The organism is Salinicola lusitanus (assembly GCF_038648475.1).
Classification (GTDB): Bacteria; Pseudomonadota; Gammaproteobacteria; order Pseudomonadales; family Halomonadaceae; genus Salinicola; species Salinicola lusitanus.
On the sequence record NZ_CP151919.1, the window covers coordinates 1864345 to 1888847 of the forward strand.

The 24503-nt window shown below is 65.7% G+C and carries 20 protein-coding genes; 11 read left to right on the forward strand and 9 right to left on the reverse strand.

What is annotated here, in order from left to right:
* Window positions 1-28 precede the first annotated feature (28 nt).
* Complete coding sequence (locus AAGT95_RS08645) at window positions 29-1399, reverse strand: formimidoylglutamate deiminase (protein WP_342596218.1); 1371 nt, start codon at window positions 1397-1399, stop codon at window positions 29-31.
* 257 nt (window positions 1400-1656) lie between these two features.
* On the opposite strand from AAGT95_RS08645, the gene hutU reads away from it, so the two are divergent.
* From hutU to hutI, 4 genes are all read left to right on the forward strand, one after another.
* Entirely contained in the window at window positions 1657-3324 is a 1668-nt protein-coding gene (gene hutU / locus AAGT95_RS08650) for a urocanate hydratase (RefSeq protein ID WP_342596219.1), read from the forward strand.
* A gap of 108 nt (window positions 3325-3432) precedes the next feature.
* A complete protein-coding gene (locus AAGT95_RS08655) occupies window positions 3433-5034 on the forward strand; it encodes a BCCT family transporter (RefSeq protein ID WP_342596220.1) in 1602 nt (533 codons plus the stop codon).
* 4 nt (window positions 5035-5038) lie between these two features.
* Window positions 5039-6598: a histidine ammonia-lyase gene (locus AAGT95_RS08660; RefSeq protein WP_342596221.1), complete on the forward strand. Its 1560-nt coding sequence runs from the start codon at window positions 5039-5041 to the stop codon at window positions 6596-6598.
* A gap of 30 nt (window positions 6599-6628) precedes the next feature.
* Window positions 6629-7834 (forward strand): imidazolonepropionase, encoded by a 1206-nt coding sequence (gene hutI / locus AAGT95_RS08665; protein ID WP_342596222.1) that lies wholly within the window; start codon window positions 6629-6631, stop codon window positions 7832-7834.
* 204 nt (window positions 7835-8038) lie between these two features.
* Here the strand turns inward: hutI and AAGT95_RS08670 are convergent, their stop codons facing one another.
* Together AAGT95_RS08670 and AAGT95_RS08675 are read right to left on the reverse strand one after the other, a co-directional pair.
* Window positions 8039-8674 carry a peroxiredoxin gene (locus AAGT95_RS08670; RefSeq protein WP_035475066.1) on the reverse strand — a complete coding sequence of 212 codons (636 nt, stop codon included), beginning with the start codon at window positions 8672-8674 and terminating at the stop codon, window positions 8039-8041.
* A gap of 214 nt (window positions 8675-8888) precedes the next feature.
* The gene (locus AAGT95_RS08675; protein WP_110597555.1) at window positions 8889-9458 is read right to left on the reverse strand and encodes a C40 family peptidase; all 570 of its coding nucleotides are present in this window, start codon (window positions 9456-9458) and stop codon (window positions 8889-8891) included.
* 226 nt (window positions 9459-9684) lie between these two features.
* Here AAGT95_RS08675 and gloA point away from each other — a divergent pair, with 226 nt between their 5' ends.
* Window positions 9685-10218, forward strand: coding sequence for a lactoylglutathione lyase (gene gloA / locus AAGT95_RS08680; RefSeq protein ID WP_342596223.1), 534 nt, complete (start codon window positions 9685-9687; stop codon window positions 10216-10218).
* Here gloA and AAGT95_RS08685 read toward each other — a convergent pair.
* The gene (locus AAGT95_RS08685) at window positions 10215-11471 is read right to left on the reverse strand and encodes an alpha-hydroxy acid oxidase (protein ID WP_342596224.1); all 1257 of its coding nucleotides are present in this window, start codon (window positions 11469-11471) and stop codon (window positions 10215-10217) included. The genes gloA and AAGT95_RS08685 overlap by 4 nt on opposite strands.
* A 399-nt stretch (window positions 11472-11870) precedes the next feature.
* Between AAGT95_RS08685 and AAGT95_RS08690 the strand changes: the two genes are divergently transcribed.
* Window positions 11871-13523 carry a glucan biosynthesis protein gene (locus AAGT95_RS08690; RefSeq protein WP_110597553.1) on the forward strand — a complete coding sequence of 551 codons (1653 nt, stop codon included), beginning with the start codon at window positions 11871-11873 and terminating at the stop codon, window positions 13521-13523.
* 135 nt (window positions 13524-13658) lie between these two features.
* Here AAGT95_RS08690 and AAGT95_RS08695 read toward each other — a convergent pair whose 3' ends face one another.
* The 4 genes from AAGT95_RS08695 to AAGT95_RS08710 all read right to left on the reverse strand — a co-directional run bounded on the left by AAGT95_RS08695 (window position 13659) and on the right by AAGT95_RS08710 (window position 17384).
* Window positions 13659-14840, reverse strand: coding sequence for a sulfotransferase (locus tag AAGT95_RS08695; protein WP_342596225.1), 1182 nt, complete (start codon window positions 14838-14840; stop codon window positions 13659-13661).
* Window positions 14837-15553 (reverse strand): hypothetical protein, encoded by a 717-nt coding sequence (locus tag AAGT95_RS08700; protein WP_342596226.1) that lies wholly within the window; start codon window positions 15551-15553, stop codon window positions 14837-14839. Before AAGT95_RS08700 ends, AAGT95_RS08695 begins: the two co-directional genes overlap by 4 nt.
* 140 nt (window positions 15554-15693) lie before the next feature.
* Window positions 15694-16041, reverse strand: coding sequence for a hypothetical protein (locus AAGT95_RS08705; protein WP_342596227.1), 348 nt, complete (start codon window positions 16039-16041; stop codon window positions 15694-15696).
* A gap of 5 nt (window positions 16042-16046) precedes the next feature.
* Complete coding sequence (locus tag AAGT95_RS08710) at window positions 16047-17384, reverse strand: arylsulfotransferase family protein (protein ID WP_342596228.1); 1338 nt, start codon at window positions 17382-17384, stop codon at window positions 16047-16049.
* Between the two features lie 363 nt (window positions 17385-17747).
* Here AAGT95_RS08710 and AAGT95_RS08715 point away from each other — a divergent pair, with 363 nt between their 5' ends.
* Window positions 17748-19109 (forward strand): Na+/H+ antiporter family protein, encoded by a 1362-nt coding sequence (locus tag AAGT95_RS08715; RefSeq protein ID WP_342596229.1) that lies wholly within the window; start codon window positions 17748-17750, stop codon window positions 19107-19109.
* 29 nt (window positions 19110-19138) lie between these two features.
* On the opposite strand, the gene AAGT95_RS08720 is transcribed toward AAGT95_RS08715, so the two are convergent.
* Window positions 19139-20032 carry a polysaccharide deacetylase family protein gene (locus AAGT95_RS08720; protein WP_110597549.1) on the reverse strand — a complete coding sequence of 298 codons (894 nt, stop codon included), beginning with the start codon at window positions 20030-20032 and terminating at the stop codon, window positions 19139-19141.
* A gap of 123 nt (window positions 20033-20155) precedes the next feature.
* Here AAGT95_RS08720 and AAGT95_RS08725 point away from each other — a divergent pair, with 123 nt between their 5' ends.
* From AAGT95_RS08725 to AAGT95_RS08740, 4 genes are all read left to right on the forward strand, one after another.
* The gene (locus AAGT95_RS08725; RefSeq protein WP_342596230.1) at window positions 20156-21295 is read left to right on the forward strand and encodes a M42 family metallopeptidase; all 1140 of its coding nucleotides are present in this window, start codon (window positions 20156-20158) and stop codon (window positions 21293-21295) included.
* A gap of 258 nt (window positions 21296-21553) precedes the next feature.
* Window positions 21554-22555 (forward strand): TRAP transporter substrate-binding protein, encoded by a 1002-nt coding sequence (locus AAGT95_RS08730; RefSeq protein WP_110597548.1) that lies wholly within the window; start codon window positions 21554-21556, stop codon window positions 22553-22555.
* 91 nt (window positions 22556-22646) lie between these two features.
* Window positions 22647-23189 (forward strand): TRAP transporter small permease, encoded by a 543-nt coding sequence (locus AAGT95_RS08735; RefSeq protein ID WP_342596231.1) that lies wholly within the window; start codon window positions 22647-22649, stop codon window positions 23187-23189.
* On the forward strand, window positions 23186-24490 hold the full coding sequence (locus AAGT95_RS08740; RefSeq protein WP_342596232.1) for a TRAP transporter large permease subunit: 1305 nt from the start codon (window positions 23186-23188) through the stop codon (window positions 24488-24490). Before AAGT95_RS08735 ends, AAGT95_RS08740 begins: the two co-directional genes overlap by 4 nt.
* Window positions 24491-24503 lie beyond the last annotated feature (13 nt).

The window sequence follows — 24503 nt, forward strand, 5'->3', positions numbered from 1 at the left end:
TGTTGGTTGTTGTCGTCGGCCGTGGCGGTCAGTCGCGCCGTTGCAGTCTCTGCAAGACGTCGCGCAGCTCCCTTCGGTTGTCTTCGTCCCGGGCGTGACGACCCTCTTCGATCTGCCACACGCCGGCCACCATGACGTCGCGAATCTGGGCCTGGCTCCCGGCGAAGAGCCAGCGACCCATCCGCGACGTGTCGCTGGCGCTCGCCAGATAGGGATCGTCACCATCCAGCACGACCCAGTCGGCGCGCTTGCCGGGGGCCAGTGCACCAATCGGCTGGCCCGAGGCCTGGGCACCGCCGGCGGCCGCCTGGGTGTAGAGCCACTCCGCGACGCTGCGCTGCCGTGGACTCTGCAGCACGTTGCGCCGCTGCGTTGTCAGGCGTTGCCCGTACTCCAGCAGCCGCAACTCCTCGACGACGTTCAGGGAGACATGGCTATCCGACCCGATGCCCCAGCGGCCCTGGCGGGCGGCATACTTTTCACTGGGGAAGAGGCCGTCGCCGAGATTGGCCTCGGTGGTCGGGCAGAGCCCGGCGACGGCGCCGCTGGCCGCCAGATCGTCGATTTCGCCGTCATCGAGGTGGGTGGCATGAATCAGGCACCAGCGCGCGTCGATCTCGACGTTGTCCAGCAGCCACCGCACCGGCCGCTGGCCGGACCAGGCCAGGCTGGCCTGGACCTCCTTCTGCTGTTCGGCGACATGAATATGGCGTGGGCCGGCCGGGTTGGCGGCGAGTACCGCGGCGATCTCCTCGGGAGTGACCGCCCGCAGGGAGTGCAGGGCCATGCCGAGCGTATGGCGCGGATCGGCCTGGCAGCGCCCTTGCAGCGCATCCAGCCGGCGCAGATAGGCGTCGACGCCATGAACGAAGCGCCGCTGGCCCCGGGTCGGCGGCGCGCCGCCGAAATCGCTGTGGGCGTAGAGCACCGGCAGCAGTGTCATGGCGATACCGCTGCTGGCCGCTGCCTCCAGCAGCGCGTCCGACATCGCCAGCGGGTCCGCGTAGGGTTCCCCGGACGGGGCGTGGTGCAGGTAGTGGAATTCGCTGACCTGGGTATAGCCGCCCTTGAGCATCTCGACGTAGAGCGCGCGGGCGATGATCGCCACCTCGTCGGGTGTCAGCCGGTCGACCAGCGCGTACATGTGGTCGCGCCAGCTCCAGAAGCTGTCGGGCAGCGCCGATCCCACCTCCGCCAGGCCGGCCATGGCGCGCTGAAAGGCGTGTGAGTGAAGGTTCGGCATGCCCGGCAGCACCGGCCCTTTCAGCCGCTCGGCACCCTCGTCGGTGGCGTCGCTGGTGACGCCCTCGATGATCCCCTGATCGTCGACGCTCAGACGGACGTCGCGGTGCCATCCGTCGGGCAGGAGCGCGGCGGCGGCGAAGTAGGTTCTGGACACGGTGGGCGATCCTTGGCATCGATTTGTATATACATATAGCGTGCTTGCCGTGGCAGTTCAAGACGGGGCCTGCATGCGCCATTTCAGTGCGATCGGCCCGTCCATGCACCTTGTTTGGGATTCTCTGGTGCTCGAGGGGGAGAATCGGTCGGTCGATGCGTTTTCGTTTGACAGCTTAATGTATATACATATTCAATGGCTTCATCCGCGACCGCGGGCACCCGTATCTCGTGGCCTATCGCTTGCCTGGAGCTCTCATGAAAGATTCCCGTTTTCGTGACGTCGACATCCGCGCCCCTCGTGGCAACACCCTGACAGCCAAGAGCTGGCTGACCGAAGCGCCGCTGCGCATGCTGATGAACAACCTCGACCCGGATGTGGCCGAGAACCCCAAGGAGCTGGTGGTCTATGGCGGTATCGGGCGTGCGGCCCGGGATTGGGCGTGTTTTGATGCGATCGTCGCGTCGCTCGAGAGCCTGGAGACGGACGAGACGCTGCTGGTGCAGTCGGGCAAGCCGGTCGGGGTGTTCAAGACCCATGCCGATGCGCCGCGGGTGCTGATTGCCAACTCCAACCTGGTACCGCACTGGGCCGACTGGGAGCATTTCAACGAGCTCGATGCCAAGGGCCTGATGATGTACGGCCAGATGACCGCGGGCTCGTGGATCTACATCGGCTCCCAGGGCATCGTGCAAGGGACCTACGAGACCTTCGTCGAGGCCGGACGCCAGCACTACGATGGCAAGCTGGCAGGGCGCTGGGTGCTGACGGCGGGGCTCGGGGGGATGGGCGGCGCGCAGCCGCTGGCGGCGACGCTGGCGGGGGCTTGCTCGCTCAATATCGAGTGCCAGCAGTCACGCATCGATTTCCGGTTGCGCACGCGCTATGTCGACGAGCAGGCAGACGACCTGGACGATGCGCTGGCCCGGATCGCGCGCTACACCGCCGAAGGCAAGGCGGTTTCCATCGCCCTGCACGGCAATGCGGCGGAAATTCTGCCTGAGCTGGTTCGGCGTGGCGTGCGCCCGGACATGGTCACCGATCAGACCAGCGCCCACGATCCGCTCAACGGTTATCTACCGGCCGGCTGGCGCTGGGAAGACTACCGGGCGCGCAGCAAGCGCGAGCCGCAGGCGGTGGTCAAGGCGTCCAAGGCGTCGATGGCGGAGCACGTGCGCGCCATGCTGGCGTTCGCCGAGCAGGGTATCCCTACCTTCGATTACGGCAACAACATCCGCCAGATGGCGCAGGAAGAGGGCGTTGCCAACGCCTTCGACTTTCCCGGTTTCGTCCCCGCCTATATTCGGCCGCTGTTCTGCCGGGGCATTGGCCCGTTCCGCTGGGCGGCACTGTCCGGCGATCCGCAGGACATCTACAAGACCGATGCCAAGGTCAAGGAGCTGATTCCCGATGACGCGCACCTGCACCGCTGGCTGGACATGGCTCGCGAACGGATCAGTTTCCAGGGGTTGCCGGCACGTATCTGCTGGGTCGGTCTGGGCCTGCGCGCGAAGCTGGGGCTGGCGTTCAATGAGATGGTGCGCAGCGGCGAACTCTCCGCGCCGGTGGTCATTGGCCGCGATCATCTCGATTCCGGCTCGGTGGCCAGCCCCAACCGCGAAACCGAAAGCATGCAGGATGGTTCCGATGCCGTGTCCGACTGGCCGCTGTTGAACGCGCTGCTCAATACGGCCAGCGGTGCCACTTGGGTCTCGCTCCATCACGGTGGCGGCGTCGGCATGGGCTTCTCGCAGCACGCTGGCATGGTGATCGTCTGCGACGGCAGCGACGACGCCGCGCGCCGCATCGCTCGGGTCCTGCACAACGATCCGGCCACTGGCGTGATGCGCCACGCCGACGCCGGCTACGACATCGCGATCGAGTGCGCCAAGTCTCAGGGACTCGACCTGCCGATGATCAAGTAGCTCCGGAACGTCGACAGTGGCCGGGGAGGCTCTCCCCGGCCGCATTGACGACATGGGCCGCGTGGTAGTTTCACGCGGTCCGACAGCCTCTCGTGTCAGGGTATAAAAATGTCAAAACCCGCTCCCAGAAGCCTCAAGCTCAGCGTATTCATCCCGACGTTCTTGATCGTCGCCGTCGCCGCGATCATCGGCCTGGTCGACAACGAACTGCTGATCGACGTCGCGCGGGATATCTTCTATTTGACGCTCTCCGACTTTGCCTGGCTCTATCAACTGGTCGCCGTGGTGGCTCTAGCCGTCGTCGGGTACGTCTTCTGTTCCAAGGTGGGCAACATTCGCCTCGGTGGCGCGGATGCCAAGCCCAGGTTCTCGTTGATGTCGACTTTCGCCATGGCCCTGACGGGCGGTATCGCCACGGGGGTGGTCACCTACGCCGTCAATGAACCCATCATCTACATGGGCAATGTCTACGGCGAGATCGACCAGCAAGCCTTCGCGCCGGGCAGCGGCGAGTCGGCGGTTTTCGCGCTGGCACGCAGTTTTCACAACTGGAGCTTCATTCCCTACGCGATGTATGCCGTGGTCGGCATGATGATCGCCTACATGCACTACAACCGACGCCAACGCTTCTCCATCTCGGCGGCCATCTCGCCGATCATCGGCGATCATCACCGTCGTCCGGCGATCACCGCCATCATCGATATCGTGTCGGTGCTGGCGATCGCGCTCGGCCTCGCATCGTCGCTGGGCGCCGGCGTCGCCCTGATCGGCTCGGGGGTGTCGCGGGAGTATGGCGTGAGCGTCGGGCCCACCACCTGGCTGGTGCTGGTGGCGATCATCACGGTGATCTTCATCGCCTCCTCGGTGTCCGGGCTCAAGCGTGGCATTCGCTATCTCTCCTCGCTGAATGCCTATCTCTACTACGCCATGCTGGCACTGCTGCTGATCATCGGCCCGGTGATCTACATGCTGAATCTCTCCACCACCAGCATCGGCTATTGGCTCGACAACTTCTTCACCTGGGCGTTCGACACCAAGGCGCTGGGCGGTGAAGCGCTGGTGACCTGGTGGACGATGTACGACTGGTCGATCTGGATCGCCTACGCCCCGCTGATGGGCCTGTTCCTGGCGCGCATCTCCTACGGGCGGACGCTGCGCGAGTTCCTGATGATCAATTGGCTGCTGCCGGCGATCTTCGGCATCGTCTGGTTCACGGTCTGGGGCGGCAGCGCGATCCAGTGGCAGTTGGACGGCACGCTGGACCTGGCCGCGATCATCAAGCAGGACGGTGCCGTGGCCGGCCTGTGGGGCTTCCTCCACCAGTTGCCGCTCGCCTGGCTGCTGGTGCCGGCCACGATCCTGGCGCTGATCCTCTCGTTCGCCACCGCCGCGGACTCGATGTCGGCGACCATCGCCACGATCTGCACCCGGGGCATGACCGCCGACGATGAATCGCCCACCTTCCAGAAGATCCTGTGGGGCGTGTCGATCAGCGTCATCGCGTTCGTCATGGTCGCCTTCGGGGGTGGCGAGCAGGGCGTCGATGGGATCAAGTATCTCGCGGCGGCGGGCGGCTTCTTCGTGGTCTTCCTGTTCGTTCTGGTCCTCGCCGCGAGCGTCAAGGCGCTGATCTACGGGCGCGAGAGCGCCATCGCCACGGCGCTGCCCAGGGACGCGGCCAGCGGCGCCACGGCGGCGAGCGAGGGGTGAGACGATGAAAACCGTCACGCTCGGCAACGGGCCACTCTCCTGGCGCATCATCGTCGAGGTGGCCTGCCATGGCGCGCAGCTGGCGCTCGATGACGGGCGCTGGGCCAAGGTTCGCGAGGCTCGCCAGGCGGTGGAGGCGTTCGCCCGGGAAGACACCCGTTATTACGGCATCAATACCGGCCTCGGGGCGCTCTGCCAGGTACGCCTGGCGCCGGATCAACTGGTGCGGCTCTCCTATCACACCCTGATGAGCCACGCCTGTTGTGTCGGCGCCCCCCTGCGCGACGACCAGGTCCGCGCCATCATGGCGACCGCCGTGGTCAATTACAGCCACGGCCATTCGGGCATCAGTCCCCAGATCGTCGAGCGGCTGCTCGACTTTCTCAACCACGGGGTGACGCCGGTGGTGCCGGGACAGGGGTCGGTGGGGTATCTCACCCACATGGCGCATATCGGCTTGGCGATGATCGGCATCGGCGAGGTTCGCCACGAGGGCCGGGTCATGAGCGCCGAGGCAGCACTGGCGCGGATCGGCAAGCCGCCGGTGGCCCTGGGCGCCAAGGACGGCTTGAGTCTGGTCAACGGTACCCCGGCCATGACCGGGTTGGCCTGCCTGGCACTGGATGGCGCCAATCGCTTGAGCGCCTGGGCGGACGTCGGCGCGGCGATGAGCTTCGATGCGCTGGGTGGCCAGCTGGCGGCGTTCGATGCCGATGTCCTCGCCCTCAAGCCGCAGCTCGGGATGCAGATATGTGGCGCCACCCTGCGGGAGCTGCTGCACGACAGCCCATGGCTCGCCGCGCGCCGTGGCGGGCACCTGCAGGACGCCCTGAGTCTGCGCGCGATTCCGCAGGTCCACGGCGCCTGTCGCGACCAGCTGGCACACGCGGCCCAGCAGATCGAGCGTGAGCTCAACGGTGCCACCGACAATCCCCTGCTGCTGAAGAGCGGCGACGGCTACCGGGTCGTCTCGCAAGCCAACCCGCATGGCGAGTCGATCGCCCTGGCCTGCGATCAGTTGGCGATGGCGGTGGCGGAGTGGAGCGCGATCTCCGAGCGGCGCATCTACCGCCTGGTGACGCCGGAAGTGAGCAGCCTGCACAGTGGCCTGCCGCCCTTTCTCTCGGCGGAGAGCGGGATGAAATCCGGGCTGATGATCGCGCAGTACACGGCCGCTTCGCTGGCCGCCGACAACAAGCGCCTGGCCCAGCCGGCGGTGATCGACAACTACCTGACCTCCGCCCTGCAGGAGGATCACCTCAGCCTCGGCGACAGCGCCGCGCTGAAGCTGGATGTCGCGCTGGACAACGCCTTTCGCATCATCGCCATCGAGTGGCTGTGTGCGGCGCAGGCCTTCGACCTGCTGCCGAGCGAGCGCTTCGCCACCGGCACCAGTGCGGCATGGCGCTGGCTGCGCACTCTCGTCGGCGTCTACGAGGAGGAGCATCCGCTCTCCCGGGATATCGAGCGAGCCTTCTCGGCGATGCGCTCCGCCGCGATCCCTGAGTCCGTGGCGGCGACCCTGAGTACAGCGCCGGAAGCGCGCGCCCTCACCTTGACCTGATCTTTTCCGACCGCACGGAGGCAATCGCCCATGACCCAGCTCTGGCACCACTGTCACGCCATCACCATGGCCGAGGGCCGCTACTCCCTCATCACCGACGCCGCGCTCGTCATTGCCGATGGACGGATCGACTGGATCGGCAAGGCCGACGATCTGGCCGAGCAGGATTTCGAGGCGATCCACGACCTCGGCGGTCGCTGGCTGACGCCGGGGCTGATCGACTGCCACACCCATCTCGTGTTCGGGGGGGACCGCAGCGGTGAGTTCGAGCAGCGTCTGGAGGGCGTCGACTACGAGACGATCGCCCGTCAGGGCGGCGGTATCGTCAGCAGTGTCAGAGCGACCCGGGAGACCGACTTCGAGACGCTCTACGCAAGCGCCGAAGCGCGGGCGCGGGTGCTGCTGGCCGAGGGCGTGACCACACTCGAGATCAAGTCCGGCTACGGTCTCGATCTCGATAGTGAACGGCGCATGCTCCGGGTCGCCCGCGAACTGGGCAAACGCCTGCCGGTGACGGTAAAGACGACCTGCCTGGCCGCCCACGCCCTGCCGCCGGAGTACGCCGGTCGCAGCGATGACTACATCGAACGGGTGTGCGAGACGATGCTGCCGACGCTGGCCGCGGAGGGATGGGTCGACGCCGTCGACGGCTTCTGCGAGGGCATAGCGTTTTCTCCGGCCCAGATGCGGCGGGTCTTCGAGACGGCTCGCCGGCTCGGTCTGCCGGTCAAGCTGCACGCCGAGCAGCTGTCGCACCTGGGGGGTTGCCAGCTGGCGGCCGAGTTCGGCGCACTGTCGGCCGATCACGTCGAGTACGCCAACGCCGACGATGCACGGGCCATGGCCGCCAGCGGTACGACCGCCGTGCTGCTCCCCGGCGCGTTTCTGACCCTGCGGGAGACCCAGCTGCCGCCGATCGAGGCGTTTCGCGAGCACGGCGTCGCCATGGCGTTGGCTAGTGACCTCAATCCCGGCACCTCGCCGGTGTTGTCGCTGCGGCTGATGATGAACCTCGCTTGCACGCTGTTCCGCCTGACGCCGGAGGAGGCCCTGGCCGGCGTGACGCTGAATGCGGCCAGGGCGCTCGGCATCGAGGCCAGCCACGGCTCGCTCGAGGTGGGCAAGGTGGCTGACGCGGTTGCCTGGGACGTGACCGGGCCGGCGGAACTCGCCTACTGGCTGGGCGGCCAGCTACCCAGCATCCGCTTCTATCATGGAGAGCAGGTCAGCGCATGAACCGCTGCCATTTGATCCGGGGAGCGACGCTTCTACTGGTACCGCCGCCCCACGCCGGGATTCGTCTGAAGCCGTAAGTCGCTGCCGGGCTCTCTGCCGCCGGCATGGCCTCCCGGCTGCTGTTCGGCGCAGGCGTTCTCGGGAGCCAAAAAAAGCCCGCGCTCGATGAGCGCGGGCTTTTTTCTCTGCTACCTGGCAGCCGGCTTACTTGTTCGGCTGCTTGGTCACGCGCAGGTAGGGCTTTTTCTCGTCCCAGCCGTTGGGGAACAGCTCCTTGGCTTTCTCGTTGTCGATCGACGGCACGATGATCACGTCGTCGCCATCCTGCCAGTTGACCGGGGTGGCGACCTTGTAGCCGTCGGTCAGCTGCAGGCTGTCGAGCACGCGCAGGATCTCGGCGAAGTTACGCCCGGTGCTGGGCGGATAGGTGATGGTCAGGCGCACCTTCTTGGCCGGATCGATGATGAACACCGAACGCACGGTGTTGGTGCCGCTGGCGTTGGGATGGATCATGCCGTAGGCTTCGCTCACCGAGCGGTCGGCATCCGCCAGCAGCGGGAAGTTGAGCCCGCAGCCCTGGGTCTCCTCGATGTCGCCGACCCAGCGCTGGTGGTCGTCCAGCGGATCGACCGAGAGGCCGATCGCCTTGGTGTTGCGACGCTCGAACTCCGGCTTGAGGCGCGAGACCTCGCCGAGCTCGGTGGTGCACACCGGCGTGAAGTCGGCCGGGTGGGAGAACAGGATGACCCAGCTGTCGCCGGCCCACTGGTGGAACGAGATCGGCCCTTCGGTGCTCTCCTGGGTGAAATCCGGGGCGGTATCGCCGAGTTGTAACGCCATGACTTTCTCCTGTTGCCGTTGACGGCTTCCTTCCGAAGCCTGGGGTCGGAACTCCATCATGACGAGCCCGGGCAGTGCTGTGAAACAATCGATAGCGATAACGACATGCCCGCGCTCGCACGATATGTCCGTGACGTTCCTACAACGTGGTAGCCAGCGCCCGATATCTCAAGGGCGCCGTGCGGTTTTGGTGGCTGAACCTTCGGGCACGATTTCAGTTCGCGGGCGCCGCTGCCCCCAGGTAGTGCTGGCGCCAGTAGCGGATGTCGAGCGACGACACGCTGACGGTGCGGCCGCTGCCGGGCGCATGAATCATCTGGCGGTCGCCCATGTAGATGCCGACATGGGTGGCACGGCTGCCCGAGCCGAAGAACAGCAGGTCGCCGGGACGGGCGACGTCGATCTCCTTCAGGGCGTGGAACTGCTCGTTGGAGGTTCGCGGCAGCGAGATGCCGATCTTGCCGTAGGCCATCTGTACCAGCCCCGAGCAGTCGTAGCCCCGGGGTGTGCTGCCGCCCCACTGGTAGGGCGTGCCGAGCGCGTCCTTGGCGGCGGACATCACCAGAATGCGGTCGATGGAGAGATTGTTGCCGTCGATGGCCGGGCCATCGTCGCGGGTGACGATCGCCTTCTGGGTACTGCAACCGGCGAGCAGCAGCAGGAGCAGGGCGAGGAACAGCAGGCCCGGCTGGGAGAGCGTTGCCTGGCGATTTGATCGGGTCGAGGGAGCCTGCCGCGCCGCGGTGAATCGGGAGAAATGGTGGGGAGTGGTGCCTGTCGCCATGCCCGCGGGCCCTGTCTGCCGGTTTCAACCGAGTGTAGAGCAGGGGCCCGGTGCTGCAAAGTCGTCCGGCCCTGGCGTTTCGGTATGCGGTCGTCGTGGTCCTCTTCTCGCCGGGGGCGGGAACCGCAAGGCTTGAGAGCGGCAGAAGTCGCCCCCACTGTTCTGGTGTCCCATCGGCGTTTCGGCTGTCTGTCGATATCGTCATCCGAATCCACAGGAGGATCCCATGTCCATTGCCGAAGACCAGGTTCCCGGCGTACAAGCCGCGCCGGCGGAGACGCAAGGCTTCGTGTTCAATCACACCATGCTGCGGGCCAAGGACCCGGCGGTGTCGCTGGCCTTCTACACCCGTGTGTTCGGCATGCGCCTGCTGCGCAAGCTCGACTTTCCGGAGATGCAGTTCACGCTCTATTTTCTGGCCCGGGTCGACGACGACAGCGCCATCCCCGAAGCCGATGGCGAGCGTACCGCCTACACCTTTTCGCAGAAAGGCGTACTGGAACTGACCCACAACTGGGGCAGCGAGCACGATCCCGAGCTTTCGTATCATGACGGCAATGCCGAACCACAGGGCTTCGGCCATATCTGCTTCGCGGTGCCGGATCTGGCGGCTGCCGAGCAGTGGTTCGATGCCAACGGGGTCGAGTTCAAGAAGCGCGCCGACCAGGGCAAGATGAAGAACGTGATCTTCGTCAAGGACCCCGATGGCTACTGGATCGAGGTCGTGCAGCCCTCGCTGTCGAAAGGGCTGGGAGCCTAGGGCATATCCCCCGGCGTCTCTCCACCCGGCAGGGCGTCGCTCGGGCGTTGGGGGAGGTCGCCTCGGGTAGCGGCATAGGGGGCGCGCCGCAGGCAGGTGCGGTCGATCTGCTCGAGCGTCGGCCGTCCCAGCTGCGCCATCAGGTTGTGCAACTGCTCCTTGAGCAGGTCGATGGCATGGGCCGCCCCGGCCTCTCCGCCCAGCGCCAGGCCGTAGAGCGTGGCGCGGCCGCAGAGCACGCCCTCGGCGCCCAGCGCCACGGCCTTGGCGATATCGCTACCGCGGCGGATGCCGCTGTCGAGCAGCACGTGCATCGACTCTCCCACCGCGTCGACGACCTCGGGTAGCGCATCCAGCGTCGCCGGCGCGCCGTCGAGCTGACGGCCGCCGTGGTTGGTGACGACCACGCCGTCGGCGCCGATGCGTTTGGCCTCGAGCGCGTCCTCGGCGTTGAGGATTCCCTTGATCAGCAGCTTGCCGGGCCAGCGCTGGCGAATGTCGGCCAGCACCTCCCAAGTCAGCCGGCGGGTCATGCGCTGATTGATGTAGCCGGCGGCGCTGCCCGCGCTCTGCTGTTCCTTGGGCAGATACTTCATCAGGTTGCCCAGCGTCGGCAGGCCCTGGGGCCAGAGCGCTCGATAGGCCCACTGCGGATGCAGGGCGGCGTCCACGAGATAGGGCAGCGCCAGGCGCCGGGGATTGAGGTAGCTTCTCGAATCCCATTCGCGACGTCCCAGCACCACGGTGTCCGTGGTGACCATCAGCGTGTCGACGCCGACGCGCTTCGCCCGCTCGAGCATGTCGTTGCGAACGGCCTCGTCATCCAGCACGTAGAGCTGGAACCAGAGCCGCGCCTCCGGCACCGCGTCGGCGAGGGTTTCCAGGCTGGCGCAGGAGACCGTGCTCAGGGTAAACGGAATGCCGCGACTGGCGGCCGCCCGGGCCAGCGCGATATCGCCGTCCCGCCACAGCATGCCGTTGTAGCCGGTGGGCGCGATCGCCAGCGGCAGCTCGGCGGGGGCCCCCAGCAGCCGCGTGCGGCTGTCGCGCTGCTCGACGTCGACCAGCGTTCGCGGTTGCCACCCCCAGGCGGCGAAGGCGCGACGGTTGTCGTGCAGGGTGATCTCGTCTTCCGAGCCGCCGTGGACATACTCCCAGGCGAAGGCGGGCAGGCGCCGGCGCGCCATCCAGGCGAGTTCGTCGATGCTCTGGGCGCGGCGCCAGGCATGGTGCGAGGAGTAGCGTCGTTTCACGGGGCCTCTCGATGTCGGCGGAACGGTGATGGAATCGACGTTAGGCTTTGTACGAAAACTGCCTGCGCTCGGCCATACGGCGTTAAAAAACAGCTCAAAGTACTCATTTACGCCCCGTAAACTCCGTCTCTTCGCTGTTTTTTGCCTTGTCTGGTCATCGCTCGCCGACTTTTCGTACGAAACCCTAGCACGCCAACCATGGGTCGACGATGCCACCAACGGCGAGTCGACAGGGGGCGGACACCGACGCGCGCGAGCGGGGACACGGGTCGGCCCGCTCCCGGGGAACCCTCGGATGGCATTGGCGTCTGAAAAGGGATTTTCTCCGGTGCAGCCTGATCCGAGACGATCGGGTATGCTTCCAGTTCGATTGCCGACAGACATAAGGATGGGGTGTTCATGGATCGTAGAAGTGTGCTGAAAAGCGCGATTGCCCTGGCTGCCTGGTATGGGTTGCCCTCGGCACCGCTGTTCGCGGCGGCGCGTGCCACCAGTGACATTGCCGATGGCGAGGCGTCTTCCTTCAGCTTCGATTGGCTGCAGGGATTTGCCCGTGACCTGGCTGCCAAGGCCTACCAGAGCACTGTCGAGCAGCTACCGCCGACCCTGGCCGACCTCACGCCGCAGAAGTACAACGCCATCGGCTACGATCCCGACCATTCGCTGTGGAAGAGCATGAATGGTCCGCTCGACATCCAGTTCTTCCATGTCGGCATGGCGTTCAACCAGCCGGTCCGGATGTACTCCATCGATCCGCAGACCCAGCAGGCCAAGGAGATCCACTTCCGGCCGGACCTGTTCGATTACTCCCGGGCCGACGTCGATGTCTCCCAGCTCGAGGGCCAGGGCGATCTCGGCTTCGCCGGATTCCGGGTGTTCAAGGCGCCTTCGCTGACCGAGCGCGATATCGTCTCCTTCCTCGGCGCCAGCTACTTCCGTGCCGTCGACGACACCTATCAGTACGGTCTGTCCGCTCGTGGCGTGACGGTCAACACCTACAGCGACGGCAAGACCGAGGAGTTTCCGGCCTTCACCCGGTTCTGGTTCGAGACGCCGAAGCCCGGCGCGACGACCTTCACCGCCTATGCGCTGCTCGATTCACCGAGCCTCGCCGGGGCCTATCGCTTCGTCATCCACTGCGAGGACGAGCGCGTGGTGATGGATATCGACAAGCATCTCTATCCGCGCGAGTCGATCGCCCAGCTCGGTATCACGCCGATGACCAGCATGTTCAGCTGCGGCACCCAGCAGCGCGACATGTGCCTGACCTTCCACCCGCAGATTCACGACTCCGACCGGCTGTCGATGTGGCTCGGCAACGGCGAGTGGGTCTGCCGCCCCCTCAACAATCCGCCGCGGGTCCAGTTCAACACCTTCGGCGACGATAACCCCAAGGGCTTCGGCCTGCTCCAGACCGACCACGACTTTACCCATTACGAAGACATCGTCGGCAACTATCACAAGCGGCCGAGCCTGTGGGTCGAGCCGAAGGGGCAGTGGGGCAAGGGCGAGATCCAGATGCTCGAGATCCCGACCACCGGCGAGACCATGGACAACGTGGTGGCGTTCTGGAAGCCCGAACAGCCGATCGAGCCGGGCCAGGAACTCAACTACGGCTACAAGCTCTACTGGAGCGCGCAGCCGCCGGTGAAGCCCGAGCTGGCTCGCGTGCGCAAGACCTTCACCGGCATCGGCGGTTTCCCGGAGGGCTGGGCGCCGGGCGAGCACTATCCCGAGGTGTGGGCCAAGCGGATCGCAGTGGACTTCATCGGCGGCGAGCTCAAGCACCTCTACGACAACGATATCGACATCAAGACCCAGCTCGACGTGCCCGAGGGCGACGTCAAGCAGCTCGATATCCTGTGGGTGGAGGAGATCGAGGGCTTCCGCATTCAGTTCGACTGGTACCCCACCAGCGACTCCACCGATCCCATCAATATGCGCCTGAATCTGCTCGCCGACGGCAAGACGGTGAGCGAGACCTGGCTCTATCAGTACTTCCCGACCCCGCCGGAGGAGCGTCACTATCCGGCACATCCCGCCCAGGGGTGAGGGCGGAGCGAGTCGATACGACGGAAAGCGGGGCGGCCATCTGGCCGCCCCGTTTCTTTTCAAGCGCCCCGAAACCGGCGCAGGCCGAAGCCGATTTTCAAGCGCCCCGAAACCGGCGCTGGCCGAAGCCCGCGACTAGTACCCGAACCGGGCCGCAACGGGGCCGGTGATCTCGGCGATCGTGGCCAGCTCCGCGTCGCTGAACCTGGGCTTGTAGTAGGTCGGCGCATGCAGGCCGCTGGCGGCGTCGGCCAGCGCTTGCGGCGCCAGCTCGAGCTCGGCGTGGTCGAAGACCGCCTGCAAGCTCTCGTGGGGTTCGCCGCAGAGCGCCTCGTAGCGCACCAGCAGACAAGCCGATTCGAGCTCCGGGTCGGCGTCCAGCGTGTCGGCGACATGGGCGTAGATCGCCGCCCAGTAGCGAGCCCACCCTTCGACTTCATTGCCGGATTGCCATAGCTCGGTGATGCGCCGGGTCTCGTCGTCGTCGCCCACGTTGATCGCCCGCCGGTCGAGACCGAACTCGTAGTGCCCCACCCGGCGCATGTGCTCCAGGGCGCGCGGTTCGCTGGTCTCGCCGGCCACGAACAGCTTCTGCTGCTTCATCAGCGAAGCGATGTGCCAGACCGGATCGCGAATCACCAGGATGAATTTCGCCGCCGGGTAGAGCCGGTGCAGATAGCCCAGTCGCACCAGGTTGTAGTTGCCCTTGGCGACGTAGCGCTGGCGATCGCGCACCGCGAGCAATTTCCGCACGTGCTCGTCGTAGAAGCGCTCGAACTCGGGGTGCTCGGCATCGCGGCCTTTCACCGAACTGTGGCTCGGGTCGTGGATGTCGGGGAAGAACGCCATCCACAGCATCTCCTCGAACGCCTCCGGGCTCTGCGAGGTCACCTCGATGCCATCCTTGTGAGCGCGCTCCTGGGCCTGCTCCTGGGCGTTGGGCACCTTCGCCAGCCAGCGATTCCACCAGTAAGGCGTCAGCAGAGGAGGGAAGTCGATGTAGCGGTGGGTTGCCACATCGGGGTGCGAGGCCAGGTGCTCGAGCAGGATCGTCGTGCCCGAGCGGGCCAGGCCGGCGACGTAGACGGGGCGGTCGACCCGCTTGTCGGTGATCGCATCCCGGACCGCGCGGGTCTCCAGGTTGCCAAGCTTGATCCAGGTGCGGGGTTTGCGGTGGATCCAGCCCCCCAGCCAGTGCATCCAGCCGGGGACCACGAAGCCCGGATCGCTGATGTCTCCACTGGCGGTCGTTTCGTTTCTGGCTGCGCCTGGCTCGGCGGCCCGAGGCGCCGAATCGTCGGAATCAAAGTGGTTCATTCGATTTTCGCCCAGCGATAGGTGATCAGAGAGACGATCGTCATGATCGGAAAGAAGACCGCCAGCCAGTGGCGCATCCAGCCCGGCCCGAACGGAAGATACTCGGGCTCCGGCAGGTCGAAGGCGATCCGCGTAATGCCGCTCTCCGCGGACAGGTAACCCAAGGGGTTGGCGGCCAGCCAGTTCCACCAGTGGCGTTGCTCGATCACCGGAATCGGCGCCGTGATGGCAACGTTGGCCAATTCGCTGTCGCTGTCGCTGACGATCACGTGGGGGCCATCGTCCTGCTGGACCCACTGCGCGTCGTAGGTGTCCGGCGTGACCTGCACGGTCGGGGTGTCGCCTGCCGCCGGCAAGGCGTGGGCGTAGTAGCTCTCCAGCCAGGTCAGTAGCGCCAGCAGGGGCAGGATCGAGACGAGTGTGGGCAGGAACACCAGCCCGAGATGCTTGAAGGCGGCGAGAAACTGGTTGCGGATCAAGGGTCCGGCATCACTGAACTCACCGTCGAACTCGTTGAGTCGCTGGCGTGCGGCGCGGGCCTCGCGCTTGGCGTGGCCGATTCTGCCTTGCGGCGAGACCAGTCGATACAGGAACAGCGTGCCGATACCGGCGATCGTCGCCCATACGATCAAGCGCACGGTGGCCGGCAGGAACGACTGCATCCCGCCATCGATGGCGCCGAAGATCGGATCGGGCAGATTCAGTAAACCCATGTGTCCTCCTGACACAAGCCGCTCCTCGGCGCGTCGCTCGGCGCCGAAGACAGGGGTGACGTTTCATGGCGAGGGGAAGTGCCTCGGGATCGATGCGCTGACCGGGACGCGCCAGGACGTCCCGGCCCATCACCCTGGCTTCACGAGCGCTGGTCGGCCTGCGGCGTCTCGCGCTGCGTCTGTTCGACGCGGGTGGTGGTCGGCGGCGACTCGGGGTCCTGGGCGGTGCGGGCCTGCGCCGTGGACGATTCGCCCGCCGAGGCCGCGGCGGCTTCGGCCTTTCGGCGCCGACGCATGCGACGGATCGGCCACATGATGACGAAGAACAGCGCCATGCCGACAGCGGCGATGATGCCCCATAGCGCCGTGAGAAGGCTCAGGCCGGCGCCCGGGCCGACGTAGGCCTCGGCGGTGAGCGGCAGGATGGCACCGACGGCCAGCACGCCCGTCAGCAGGAACTTGTCGTATCGCTTGGTCAAACGCGTCATGACGATCACCTCCTAGTGGTGTCGAGATCGGCGCGGAAATCCGCGTCGAGGTTGGCAGTGGCGATGCGCTGACCCGATGAGACCACGGGGACGTACTGCTCCTTGTCACCCCCGCGAGCGGGATTGATGAACTCCCAGGCGATCTCCCCCTGTGGAGTCGTCTCGAACAGCCGGCCGCCATCGGATTCGGTGATCAGCCGGTTGCCATTCGGCAGTGTCTGCGCGGCACCGCGCAGGCCGCTGTCGAAGGGGTGTTCATCAGTGCCGCTATAGCTTGCGACAATCGCATCGTCGTTCGGGTTCACTTCCAGAATGCGGGTACGATTGCCCCGCTCGAAATTGCCCAGGTTGTCGAACAGCGTGAAGTTGCCGTTGGGCTGGACGCGGGCGGAATGCTGGCCCAGCCACGGCCCTTTCATGGCCCAGGTCATCTCCCCGGCGTCCGGATCGACCAGCGCCACCGCCCCGGGGTGGCGGAACGACAGCATGATCTGGCCGCCGTGGCCGTTGGCCGGCGCGAAATTCCGGGTCAGTTCGTCGTCCAGGTATTGAACGCTATTGGTGTGAAGCGGGTCCTCGGTGGCGAAGCTCGGCACCGAGTAGAAAAGAGCGGCGAAGGGGGAGTCGATGAAGGCGTCGCCGAGCGAAACCTTGCTGATCTCCTCGCCCGTCTCCCCGTCCAGCCTGACCAGATAGTCGTCGAGCCACGGATAGGAGAGGGCCTGGAAGTCTGGCACCTTCCGCTGAGTGAACGCATGGGTCAGGGTGATCACGTCGCCGTCCGGGGTGATATCCAGGTCATGGTGGGTGCTGGCGTGATACTTCCAGATGACCCGGGAGTCGGCATCGAGTTTGACGATGCCGTATCCCCACGGGGTGTCGTTGTCGGCGATGTACATGGCGACCAGATCGCCGTTGGGCAGGACCTTGGCCTTGCGCCAGTACATGCGGTCGTCGGGACGGGGATCGCGGCCGGTCGGGCTGGTTTCCCAGACGTCGCTGTAGGGCAGTTCCCAGCGGTGAACGACCTTCCCGTGCATATCGACCAGGTTGGCGTAGGGGCCGTCCCCCGAGGTGTAGAGCGTCAGACCCTCGTAGGCTTTCTCCGGGTCGTCGATGGTGGTGCCTCGATCATCCCGGCGGGCGTCGCGCCACAGATCGGTCCCGGTGTAGAGGTCGTCATCGGACTGCTGCGCGATGACGGCAACCGCCGCCTTGTGGGCATCGTCGAGATAGGTATAGGGGAACGACTTCGTCAGAATGACGAAGGCGCCCCCGATGAAAGCCATGAAGGCAATCGCCACGCAGAAGATGGCGAAGCCGGCACGATCCGCATTGTGCATGTCGCCGTTCCTGAAGTTGCTGAGCCAGCCCCTTCAATCACCCCGGAGTCCGCCGGTCTGTCACCTGGCGAGCACTCTCTGCCGACGCTTCCTGCGCCGGTCGTTATCGTCAATCGAGCTTAAGGCGACCGGATCGAAAATGGATGAGGTTTTTTGTCAGCGGCTTTGCCGGTATGGGGGCGTTTGGTTACCGGTGGTGAGTCCGGTAACCCACGGCGTCGTCTCCCGCGGCCGGCCTCGGTGACGAGTGGGCCCGCGTCCCGGATTTTTCCTGGCGTTCGGTGACGGGGTCGATATCATCGTCCGCTTCGTTCGTCGGCAGCGTTCGGCGGATACCGTTCACGGTTCGAAAAGAGGCGATGCATGAATGCTGTGGTGCTGGCCATCCTGATCATGGTCACGTTGAGTCTGGCGCGGGTATCGGTCGTATTTGCGCTGATCGTTGCCGCCATCGCGGGTGGGCTTTATGCGGGCATGCCGCTCGATGCCATTCTGGAGGCTTTCAACGGCGGCCTGGGCAACGGGGCGACGGTGGCGATCTCCTATGCGGTGCTGGGGGCATTCGCGGTAGCGCTTTCGCGCTCGGGTATCACCCAGGGCCTGGCTCGGCGCGCCGTCCAGCGATTCCATCTCGAGGGCGCCGGCGCTCGCCCGCGTCGCGTGGTACTGGCGCTGCTGGGCTGTCTGCTGCTGGCGGCGATCAGTTCGCAGAACCTGATTCCGGTGCATATCGCCTTCATTCCGATCCTGGTGCCACCGCTGCTGACGCTGATGAACCGTCTCGAGCTCGATCGCCGCGCGGTGGCCTGCGTGATCACCTTCGGCATCACCGCCCCCTACATGCTGCTGCCGGTGGGGTTCGGGGCCATCTTTCTCAACGATATCCTGCTCAACAACCTCAACAGCAGCGGTGCCCAGCTCGGCCTCCAGGTCGAGGCGGCCCAGGTACCGCTGGCCATGGCGATGCCGATCGGCGGGATGGCGCTGGGGCTGCTGGTGGCGGTGTTCTTCAGCTATCGCCGTCGGCGGCATTACGAGGACCGCGCGCTGGTGGGGCAGCGGGACGACGAGCAGCCCGCGACCACGCTCGATGGAGAAGCCGGTCTCCGCGGCTGGCAGAAGATCGTGCTGGTGGCGTCACTGGTCGGCACGGTGGTAGTGCAGTTGCTGACCGACTCGATGGTGCTCGGCGGACTGTTCGGCTTTGCGCTGCTGTCGGTCAGCGGCGTGTTTCGCTGGCGTGCGCAGGACGACGTCTTTACCGAGGGCATGCGGATGATGGCGCAGGTCGGCTTCATCATGATCGCGGCCGCCGGTTTCGCCGGAGTGATGCAGGCGACCGGCGCGGTGGACAGCCTGGTGACGAGTTCGGCGGCGATGATCGGCGACCACAAGGGGCTGGCCGCGTTGATCATGCTGCTGGTGGGGCTGTTCATCACCATGGGGATCGGCTCGTCGTTTTCCACCATCCCGATCATCGCCTCGCTCTACGTGCCGCTGGCGCTGGGCTTCGGCTTCTCGCCGCTGGCGACCACCGCACTGGTGGGGACGGCGGCGGCGCTGGGCGACGCCGGCTCGCCGGCCTCGGATTCCACGCTCGGCCCCACCGCCGGACTCAATGCCGACGGCCAGCATGACCACATCTGGGACAGCGTGGTGCCGACCTTCCTGCACTACAACGTGCCGCTGCTGGTCTTCGGCTGGATCGCCGCGATGACGCTGTGAGCCGCGAGCCGCGAGCCGCGAGCCGCGGGCTAAGAGCGCTGGCTGGCGTAATCGGCGATGGCGCCCGGTGTCGTCCACCACACGCCCTGGGCCTCGCGGTAGTCGGCCAGCTCGGTGAGCACCTCCCGCAGTTGACGCAACCGGAACGGCTGACCGATCAACCAGGGGTGCAGCGCGATGCCCATGACGAGAGGCTGCCGGCGTGACTGCTCCAGCAGTTCCCGAAACTGATCGCGGATCATCGTCGTGAACTCCTCCATCGAGACGCGATGGGTCGAGATGGTCGGAATGTCGTTGAGCTCCTGCGGGTAGGGGATCGACCAGAGCGTGCCGGCGCGAGTGCTCATGGCGATCGGCCGGTCATCGTGCGCCCAGTTGAGCTCGTAGTCGAAGCCCGACCCCGCCAGCAGGTCCGGCGTCGCTTCGCTTTCCGAGATCCACGGTGACAGCCAGCCGGCAGGCGCCTGGCCGTAGCGCTCGGCGAGACGGTCGCGGCAGCTGCGAATCAGCTCTTGCTCCCGGGTTTCATCCATCTGGCCCTGGCGTTCGGCGTTGGTATGGCCATGGGCGATGATCTCGTCGCCACGCGCAACGAAGGCATCCAGCAGCTCGGGGCAGTGATCGAGAACCGAGGTGTTGGCGATGACGCCCGCCGGCAGGTTCAATGCCTCGAAGAGTTCGAGACAGCGCCATGCCCCTACCCGGTTGCCATATTCGCGCCACGCGTAGTTGAGCACGTCCGGCTCGCCTGCCGGCGCGGGCGGCGCGATCCCCACGCCGCGACCCTCGCCGAAGGCGTAATGCTCCAGATTGAGCCCGATGTAGACCGCCAGGTCGGTATTGCCGGGCCAGTGCCAATCGTCCCGATCGGTGATCGGGCGGTAGGCGAAGCGTTGGTGGTGGCGTAGCGGGCGTCGAGTCATCCTTGTCTCTCCGGTGGGTCGAGTGAGACCACTAGCGTAGACGCGAACGGGCGCCGATGAGGCAATCTCGCGTCAGGGGCTGCTAAGCTAGAGCCACCTTCATGACTCGTTTAGGAAAGATGCATGAGCAAAAGCACCGGCAAGAGCCCCAAGAGAACCGCCAAGGGCGGCCGAAATAGCGCCAAGCCGCTCGACGCGGATGCCATGGCGTTCCTCGAACGCTATCTCAACAACGCCTCGCCCACCGGCTACGAGTGGGAGGGGCAGAAGCTGTGGATGGAGTACCTGCGCCCCTACGTCGACGAGTTCATCACCGACACCTACGGCACCGCCGTCGGCGTGATCAACCCGGACGCCGAGTACAAGGTGGTGATCGAAGGCCACGCCGACGAGATCTCCTGGTACGTCAACTACATCACCGACAACGGCCTGATCTACGTCATCCGCAACGGCGGCAGCGATCACCAAATTGCCCCTTCCAAGCGGGTCAACATCCATACCGACAACGGCATCGTCCAGGGCGTGTTCGGCTGGCCGGCGATCCATACCCGCCGCCAGGGCCCGAAGGAGAAGCCGCCGGAGCTCGACAACATCTTCATCGACGTCGGCTGCAGCACCAAGGAGGAGGTCGAGGCGCTGGGCGTGCACGTCGGCTGCGTGATCACCTACCCGGACGAGTTCTTCGTGCTCAACGGCGACAAGCTGGTCTGCCGGGCGATCGACAACCGCATCGGCGGCTTCATGATCGCGGAAGTGGCGCGGCTGCTGAAGGCGCGCAAGCAGACGCTCGATTTCGGTCTCTACATCGTCAATGCGGTGCAGGAAGAGGTGGGGCTGCGCGGTGCCGAGATGATCGCCGAACGGCTCGACCCGAATGTGGCGATCGTCACCGACGTCAGCCACGACACCTCGACGCCGATGATCGAACCGCGCCGCGAGGGTGCCAACAAGATCGGCGACGGCCCGGTGATCTGCTACGCCCCGGCGATCCAGAACAAGCTGCGCGAGCGGTTGATCAAGGTCGCCACCGAGCAGAAGATCCCGTTCCAGCGGCTGCCGCGCTCGCGCGCCACCGGTACCGATACCGACGCCTTCGCCTACTCCAACTCCGGTGTCGCCTCGGCACTGATCTCGCTGCCGCTGCGCTACATGCACACCACCGTCGAGATGGTCCACAAGCAGGACGTCGAGAACGTGATCGAGCTGATCTACCACGCACTGCTCGACATCAAGCCCGGCGAGACCTTCAGCTACTTCGAGTAGGTGTCATGATGCCGGCCCGAGTCGGGAACTCGGGCTGGCGTCGTCGAGCCCCCGCCCTCGATTGCCGGGCCCCGCGTCACCCACGACAAGGCCGGGAGCGGTCGATAGACCAAAGCCCTATTGCACTATATGAATTGACTTGTCTGCTCTGGTATGCCAAAGATATGCCAAGGCGACGCCACAATACAAAACAGTCGCTTCGATCCGAAAGGCTGCCTCCCGGCGGCACACGACAACAACAACTCTCAGGAGTCGAACATGCAAGCGACCCTCTCCCGTCTGGCTGCCTGCGGCACGGCAGCGGTCCTCTCCCTGGCGACATTCGGCGTCCAGGCGGCGACGCAGTTGATGATCGTCACGCCGTGGCCGGAGGGCAACTTCCAGGTCAAGACGCTCAATCAGTTCGCGGACGCGGTCAAGGAAGCCACCGACGGTGAAGTCGAGCTGGACATCCACGCCGGCGGCGATCTGGGATTGAAAGGTCCCGAGCTGCTCTCTGCGGTGCGCGACGGCATCGTCCAGGGCGCCGACATGCTGCTGACCCAGCAGGTCGGCGAGGCGCCGCTGCTGGGTATCGAATCCGTGCCGTATCTCACTCGCAACCAGGACGATGCGGCGCTGCTGCGCGACACCGCCTGGCCTTACTACGAAGCCGTGGCGGCCGAGTTCAACCAGAAATTCCTTTACACCGTGCCGTGGCCCGGCCAGGGCGTCTTCACCCAGCAGCCGGTGAAGACCGTCGATGATCTCGCGGGCGTGAAGCTGCGCACCGTCGACAAGAACGGCACCGAATTCTTCAAGGCGCTGGGTGCTTCCCCGGTGCAGATGCCGTGGGGCGAGGTGGTGCCGGCGCTGGCCTCCGGGGCGATCGATGGAGTGACCACCTCGACGCCCTCCGGCGTCGACGGCAGCTTCTGGGAGTTCACCGACTACTTCAACAAGCTCGACTGGCAGCTCGCACCGGACGTCGTCTCGATCAATCTCGATGCGTGGAATTCGCTGACCGGCGAGCAGCAGCAGACGATCGAATCGCTGGCCCGGAAGATGGAGCCCCGGTTCCAGCAGATCTCCCAGGACGAGGATACGCGCAACGCGAAGATTCTCGCCGATCACGGCATCCACATGTCCGCTCCCGATGCCGCGCTATCGGAGCAGTTGACCGAGGCGGCGCAGCCCCAGTGGCAGCAGTTCCGCGACACGGCCGGCCCCAAGGCCGACGAGCTGATGACGCGCTACCTCGAGGCCCGCGACGCGCCCTGAGCGCATCGCCATCCGACAATCCGCGAATCGGCTTGCCGGTTCGCGGCTGACCCACCGGCTTTCTTGCCCGCTCTTTCTGGGGAGTCTTCCCATGATCTCTCGCTTGCTGCAGTGGAGTGATCGCCTGGCCCGGGCGAGCGCGGCACTGGCTGCGCTCGCCATGGCGCTGCTGTTCGTGCTGATGCTGTCGGAAATCGTCTCGCGCAATCTGCTCGGGACCAGTCTCGGTTTCAGCTGGGAGGTCAGCGGCTACCTGCTCGGGCTGATCATCTTCATGGCGAGCAGTTGGGCGCTGCGCCATGACAAGCACATCCGCATCACGCTGCTGCGCGAGCATCTGCCTGCCGGCGGCGTGCGCTGGCTCGATCTGCTGGCGACACTGCTCGGCGTGATCATCGCCGGCTTCTTCGCGGCGGCGTTCATCGGGTTCTGCCTGCAGACCTGGCACAGCGGCACGGTGTCGAGCACCCCCCAGCAGATTCCGCTGATCTACCCGCGTGCGTTGATGGCGCTGGGGCTGATCGTGTTCACGGCGACGCTGATCGTGCGCGCCCTGGTGCTGGTCGCCGCGCCGGAACTGATGAGCGATCAGAAGCGGCTGGACTCGGCGCTGCCGACGGAGGGCGAGTCATGACCGCGATCATGTTGACGGCGTTCGCGCTGCTGGTGGCGCTGCTGGCCAGCGGCGTCTGGGTCGGGTTGGGGCTGGCCGGTGTCGGTATCGTCTCGCTGGAGACGTTCCGCGGCTTCATGCCGGTGGAGAAGCTGCTCGCCCAGACGGTGTGGAACTCCACCACCAGCGCCGAGCTGGTGGCGCTGCCGCTCTTCATCCTGATGGGGGAGCTGCTGTTCCGCAGCCGTCTGACCCAGCTGCTGTTCGACGGACTGGCGCCGTGGGTCGATCGTGTGCCGGGGCGGCTGCTGCACACCAACGTGCTGGGTTGCACGCTGTTCGCGGCGATCTCCGGTTCCTCGGCGGCGACGACGGCGACGGTCGGGCGCATCACCTCCAGCGAACTGATGCGGCGGGGCTACGATGCCCGCATCGCCGCCGGCTCCCTTGCCGGGGCGGGCACCCTGGGATTCCTGATTCCGCCCAGCACGATCATGATCATCTACGGCGTACTGGCGCAGGTATCGATCCTCAAGATGTTCGTCGCCGGAATCGTCCCCGGGCTGCTGCTGGCGCTGGCCTTCATGACCTACCTGGGCGTCTACGCGCTGACCCACGCCAGCCAGCTGCCGCCGCGTCAGCGGGGGCTGGGCGTGCGGGACTACCTGCGCGCACTGGTCCAGTTGGGGCCGGTGGCGTTGCTGATCGCGTTCGTCATCGGCAGCATGCTCACCGGCATGGCGACGCCCACCGAGGCGGGCGCGGTGGGCGTGCTGGGGGCGCTGGTAGTCTGCCTGCTGCAGCGCTGTCTGAGCTTCAGGAGCCTGTGGAGCGCGCTGATGGGAGCGGCACAGATCACGTCGATGATCGGGCTGATCATCGTCGGCGCCATGTTCCTGTCGGTCGCGATGGGATTTCTCAACGTGCCGCGCACCATCGCCGACACCATCGGCTTGCTGGGGCTGTCGCCACTGGCGCTGGTGGTGGTGCTGCTGATCTTCTACGTGGTGCTGGGCATGCTGCTCGAGGGCATGTCGATCATCGTCATGACGTTGCCGATCACGTTGCCACTGATCACGCAGGCGGGATTCGATCCGATCTGGTTCGGTGTCTTTCTGGTGCTGGTGGTGGAGATGGCCCAGATCACGCCGCCGGTCGGTTTCAACCTGTTCGTGATCAACGGTATCACCGGCATGAAGATCAGCCAGATTGCGCGAGCGGTATTCCCGTTCTTCTTGATCATGGTCGCTTTCACGCTGCTGCTGGCCATCGTGCCGGAGATCGTGACCTGGCTTCCGGATCACCTGTCGCCGCGCCAGTGACGATCAATCTTCG

Excerpts from the sequence above, each read along its gene's own strand:
- hutU (WP_342596219.1), top strand. The coding sequence starts at position 1,657 with ATGAAAGATTCCCGTTTTCGTGACGTCGACATCCGCGCCCCTCGTGGC.
- AAGT95_RS08655 (WP_342596220.1), top strand. The coding sequence starts at position 3,433 with ATGTCAAAACCCGCTCCCAGAAGCCTCAAGCTCAGCGTATTCATCCCG.
- AAGT95_RS08660 (WP_342596221.1), top strand. The coding sequence starts at position 5,039 with ATGAAAACCGTCACGCTCGGCAACGGGCCACTCTCCTGGCGCATCATC.
- hutI (WP_342596222.1), top strand. The coding sequence starts at position 6,629 with ATGACCCAGCTCTGGCACCACTGTCACGCCATCACCATGGCCGAGGGC.
- AAGT95_RS08670 (WP_035475066.1), bottom strand. The coding sequence starts at position 8,674 with ATGGCGTTACAACTCGGCGATACCGCCCCGGATTTCACCCAGGAGAGC.
- AAGT95_RS08675 (WP_110597555.1), bottom strand. The coding sequence starts at position 9,458 with ATGGCGACAGGCACCACTCCCCACCATTTCTCCCGATTCACCGCGGCG.
- gloA (WP_342596223.1), top strand. The coding sequence starts at position 9,685 with ATGTCCATTGCCGAAGACCAGGTTCCCGGCGTACAAGCCGCGCCGGCG.
- AAGT95_RS08690 (WP_110597553.1), top strand. The coding sequence starts at position 11,871 with ATGGATCGTAGAAGTGTGCTGAAAAGCGCGATTGCCCTGGCTGCCTGG.
- AAGT95_RS08695 (WP_342596225.1), bottom strand. The coding sequence starts at position 14,840 with ATGAACCACTTTGATTCCGACGATTCGGCGCCTCGGGCCGCCGAGCCA.
- AAGT95_RS08700 (WP_342596226.1), bottom strand. The coding sequence starts at position 15,553 with ATGGGTTTACTGAATCTGCCCGATCCGATCTTCGGCGCCATCGATGGC.
- AAGT95_RS08705 (WP_342596227.1), bottom strand. The coding sequence starts at position 16,041 with ATGACGCGTTTGACCAAGCGATACGACAAGTTCCTGCTGACGGGCGTG.
- AAGT95_RS08710 (WP_342596228.1), bottom strand. The coding sequence starts at position 17,384 with ATGCACAATGCGGATCGTGCCGGCTTCGCCATCTTCTGCGTGGCGATT.
- AAGT95_RS08715 (WP_342596229.1), top strand. The coding sequence starts at position 17,748 with ATGAATGCTGTGGTGCTGGCCATCCTGATCATGGTCACGTTGAGTCTG.
- AAGT95_RS08720 (WP_110597549.1), bottom strand. The coding sequence starts at position 20,032 with ATGACTCGACGCCCGCTACGCCACCACCAACGCTTCGCCTACCGCCCG.
- AAGT95_RS08725 (WP_342596230.1), top strand. The coding sequence starts at position 20,156 with ATGAGCAAAAGCACCGGCAAGAGCCCCAAGAGAACCGCCAAGGGCGGC.
- AAGT95_RS08730 (WP_110597548.1), top strand. The coding sequence starts at position 21,554 with ATGCAAGCGACCCTCTCCCGTCTGGCTGCCTGCGGCACGGCAGCGGTC.
- AAGT95_RS08735 (WP_342596231.1), top strand. The coding sequence starts at position 22,647 with ATGATCTCTCGCTTGCTGCAGTGGAGTGATCGCCTGGCCCGGGCGAGC.
- AAGT95_RS08740 (WP_342596232.1), top strand. The coding sequence starts at position 23,186 with ATGACCGCGATCATGTTGACGGCGTTCGCGCTGCTGGTGGCGCTGCTG.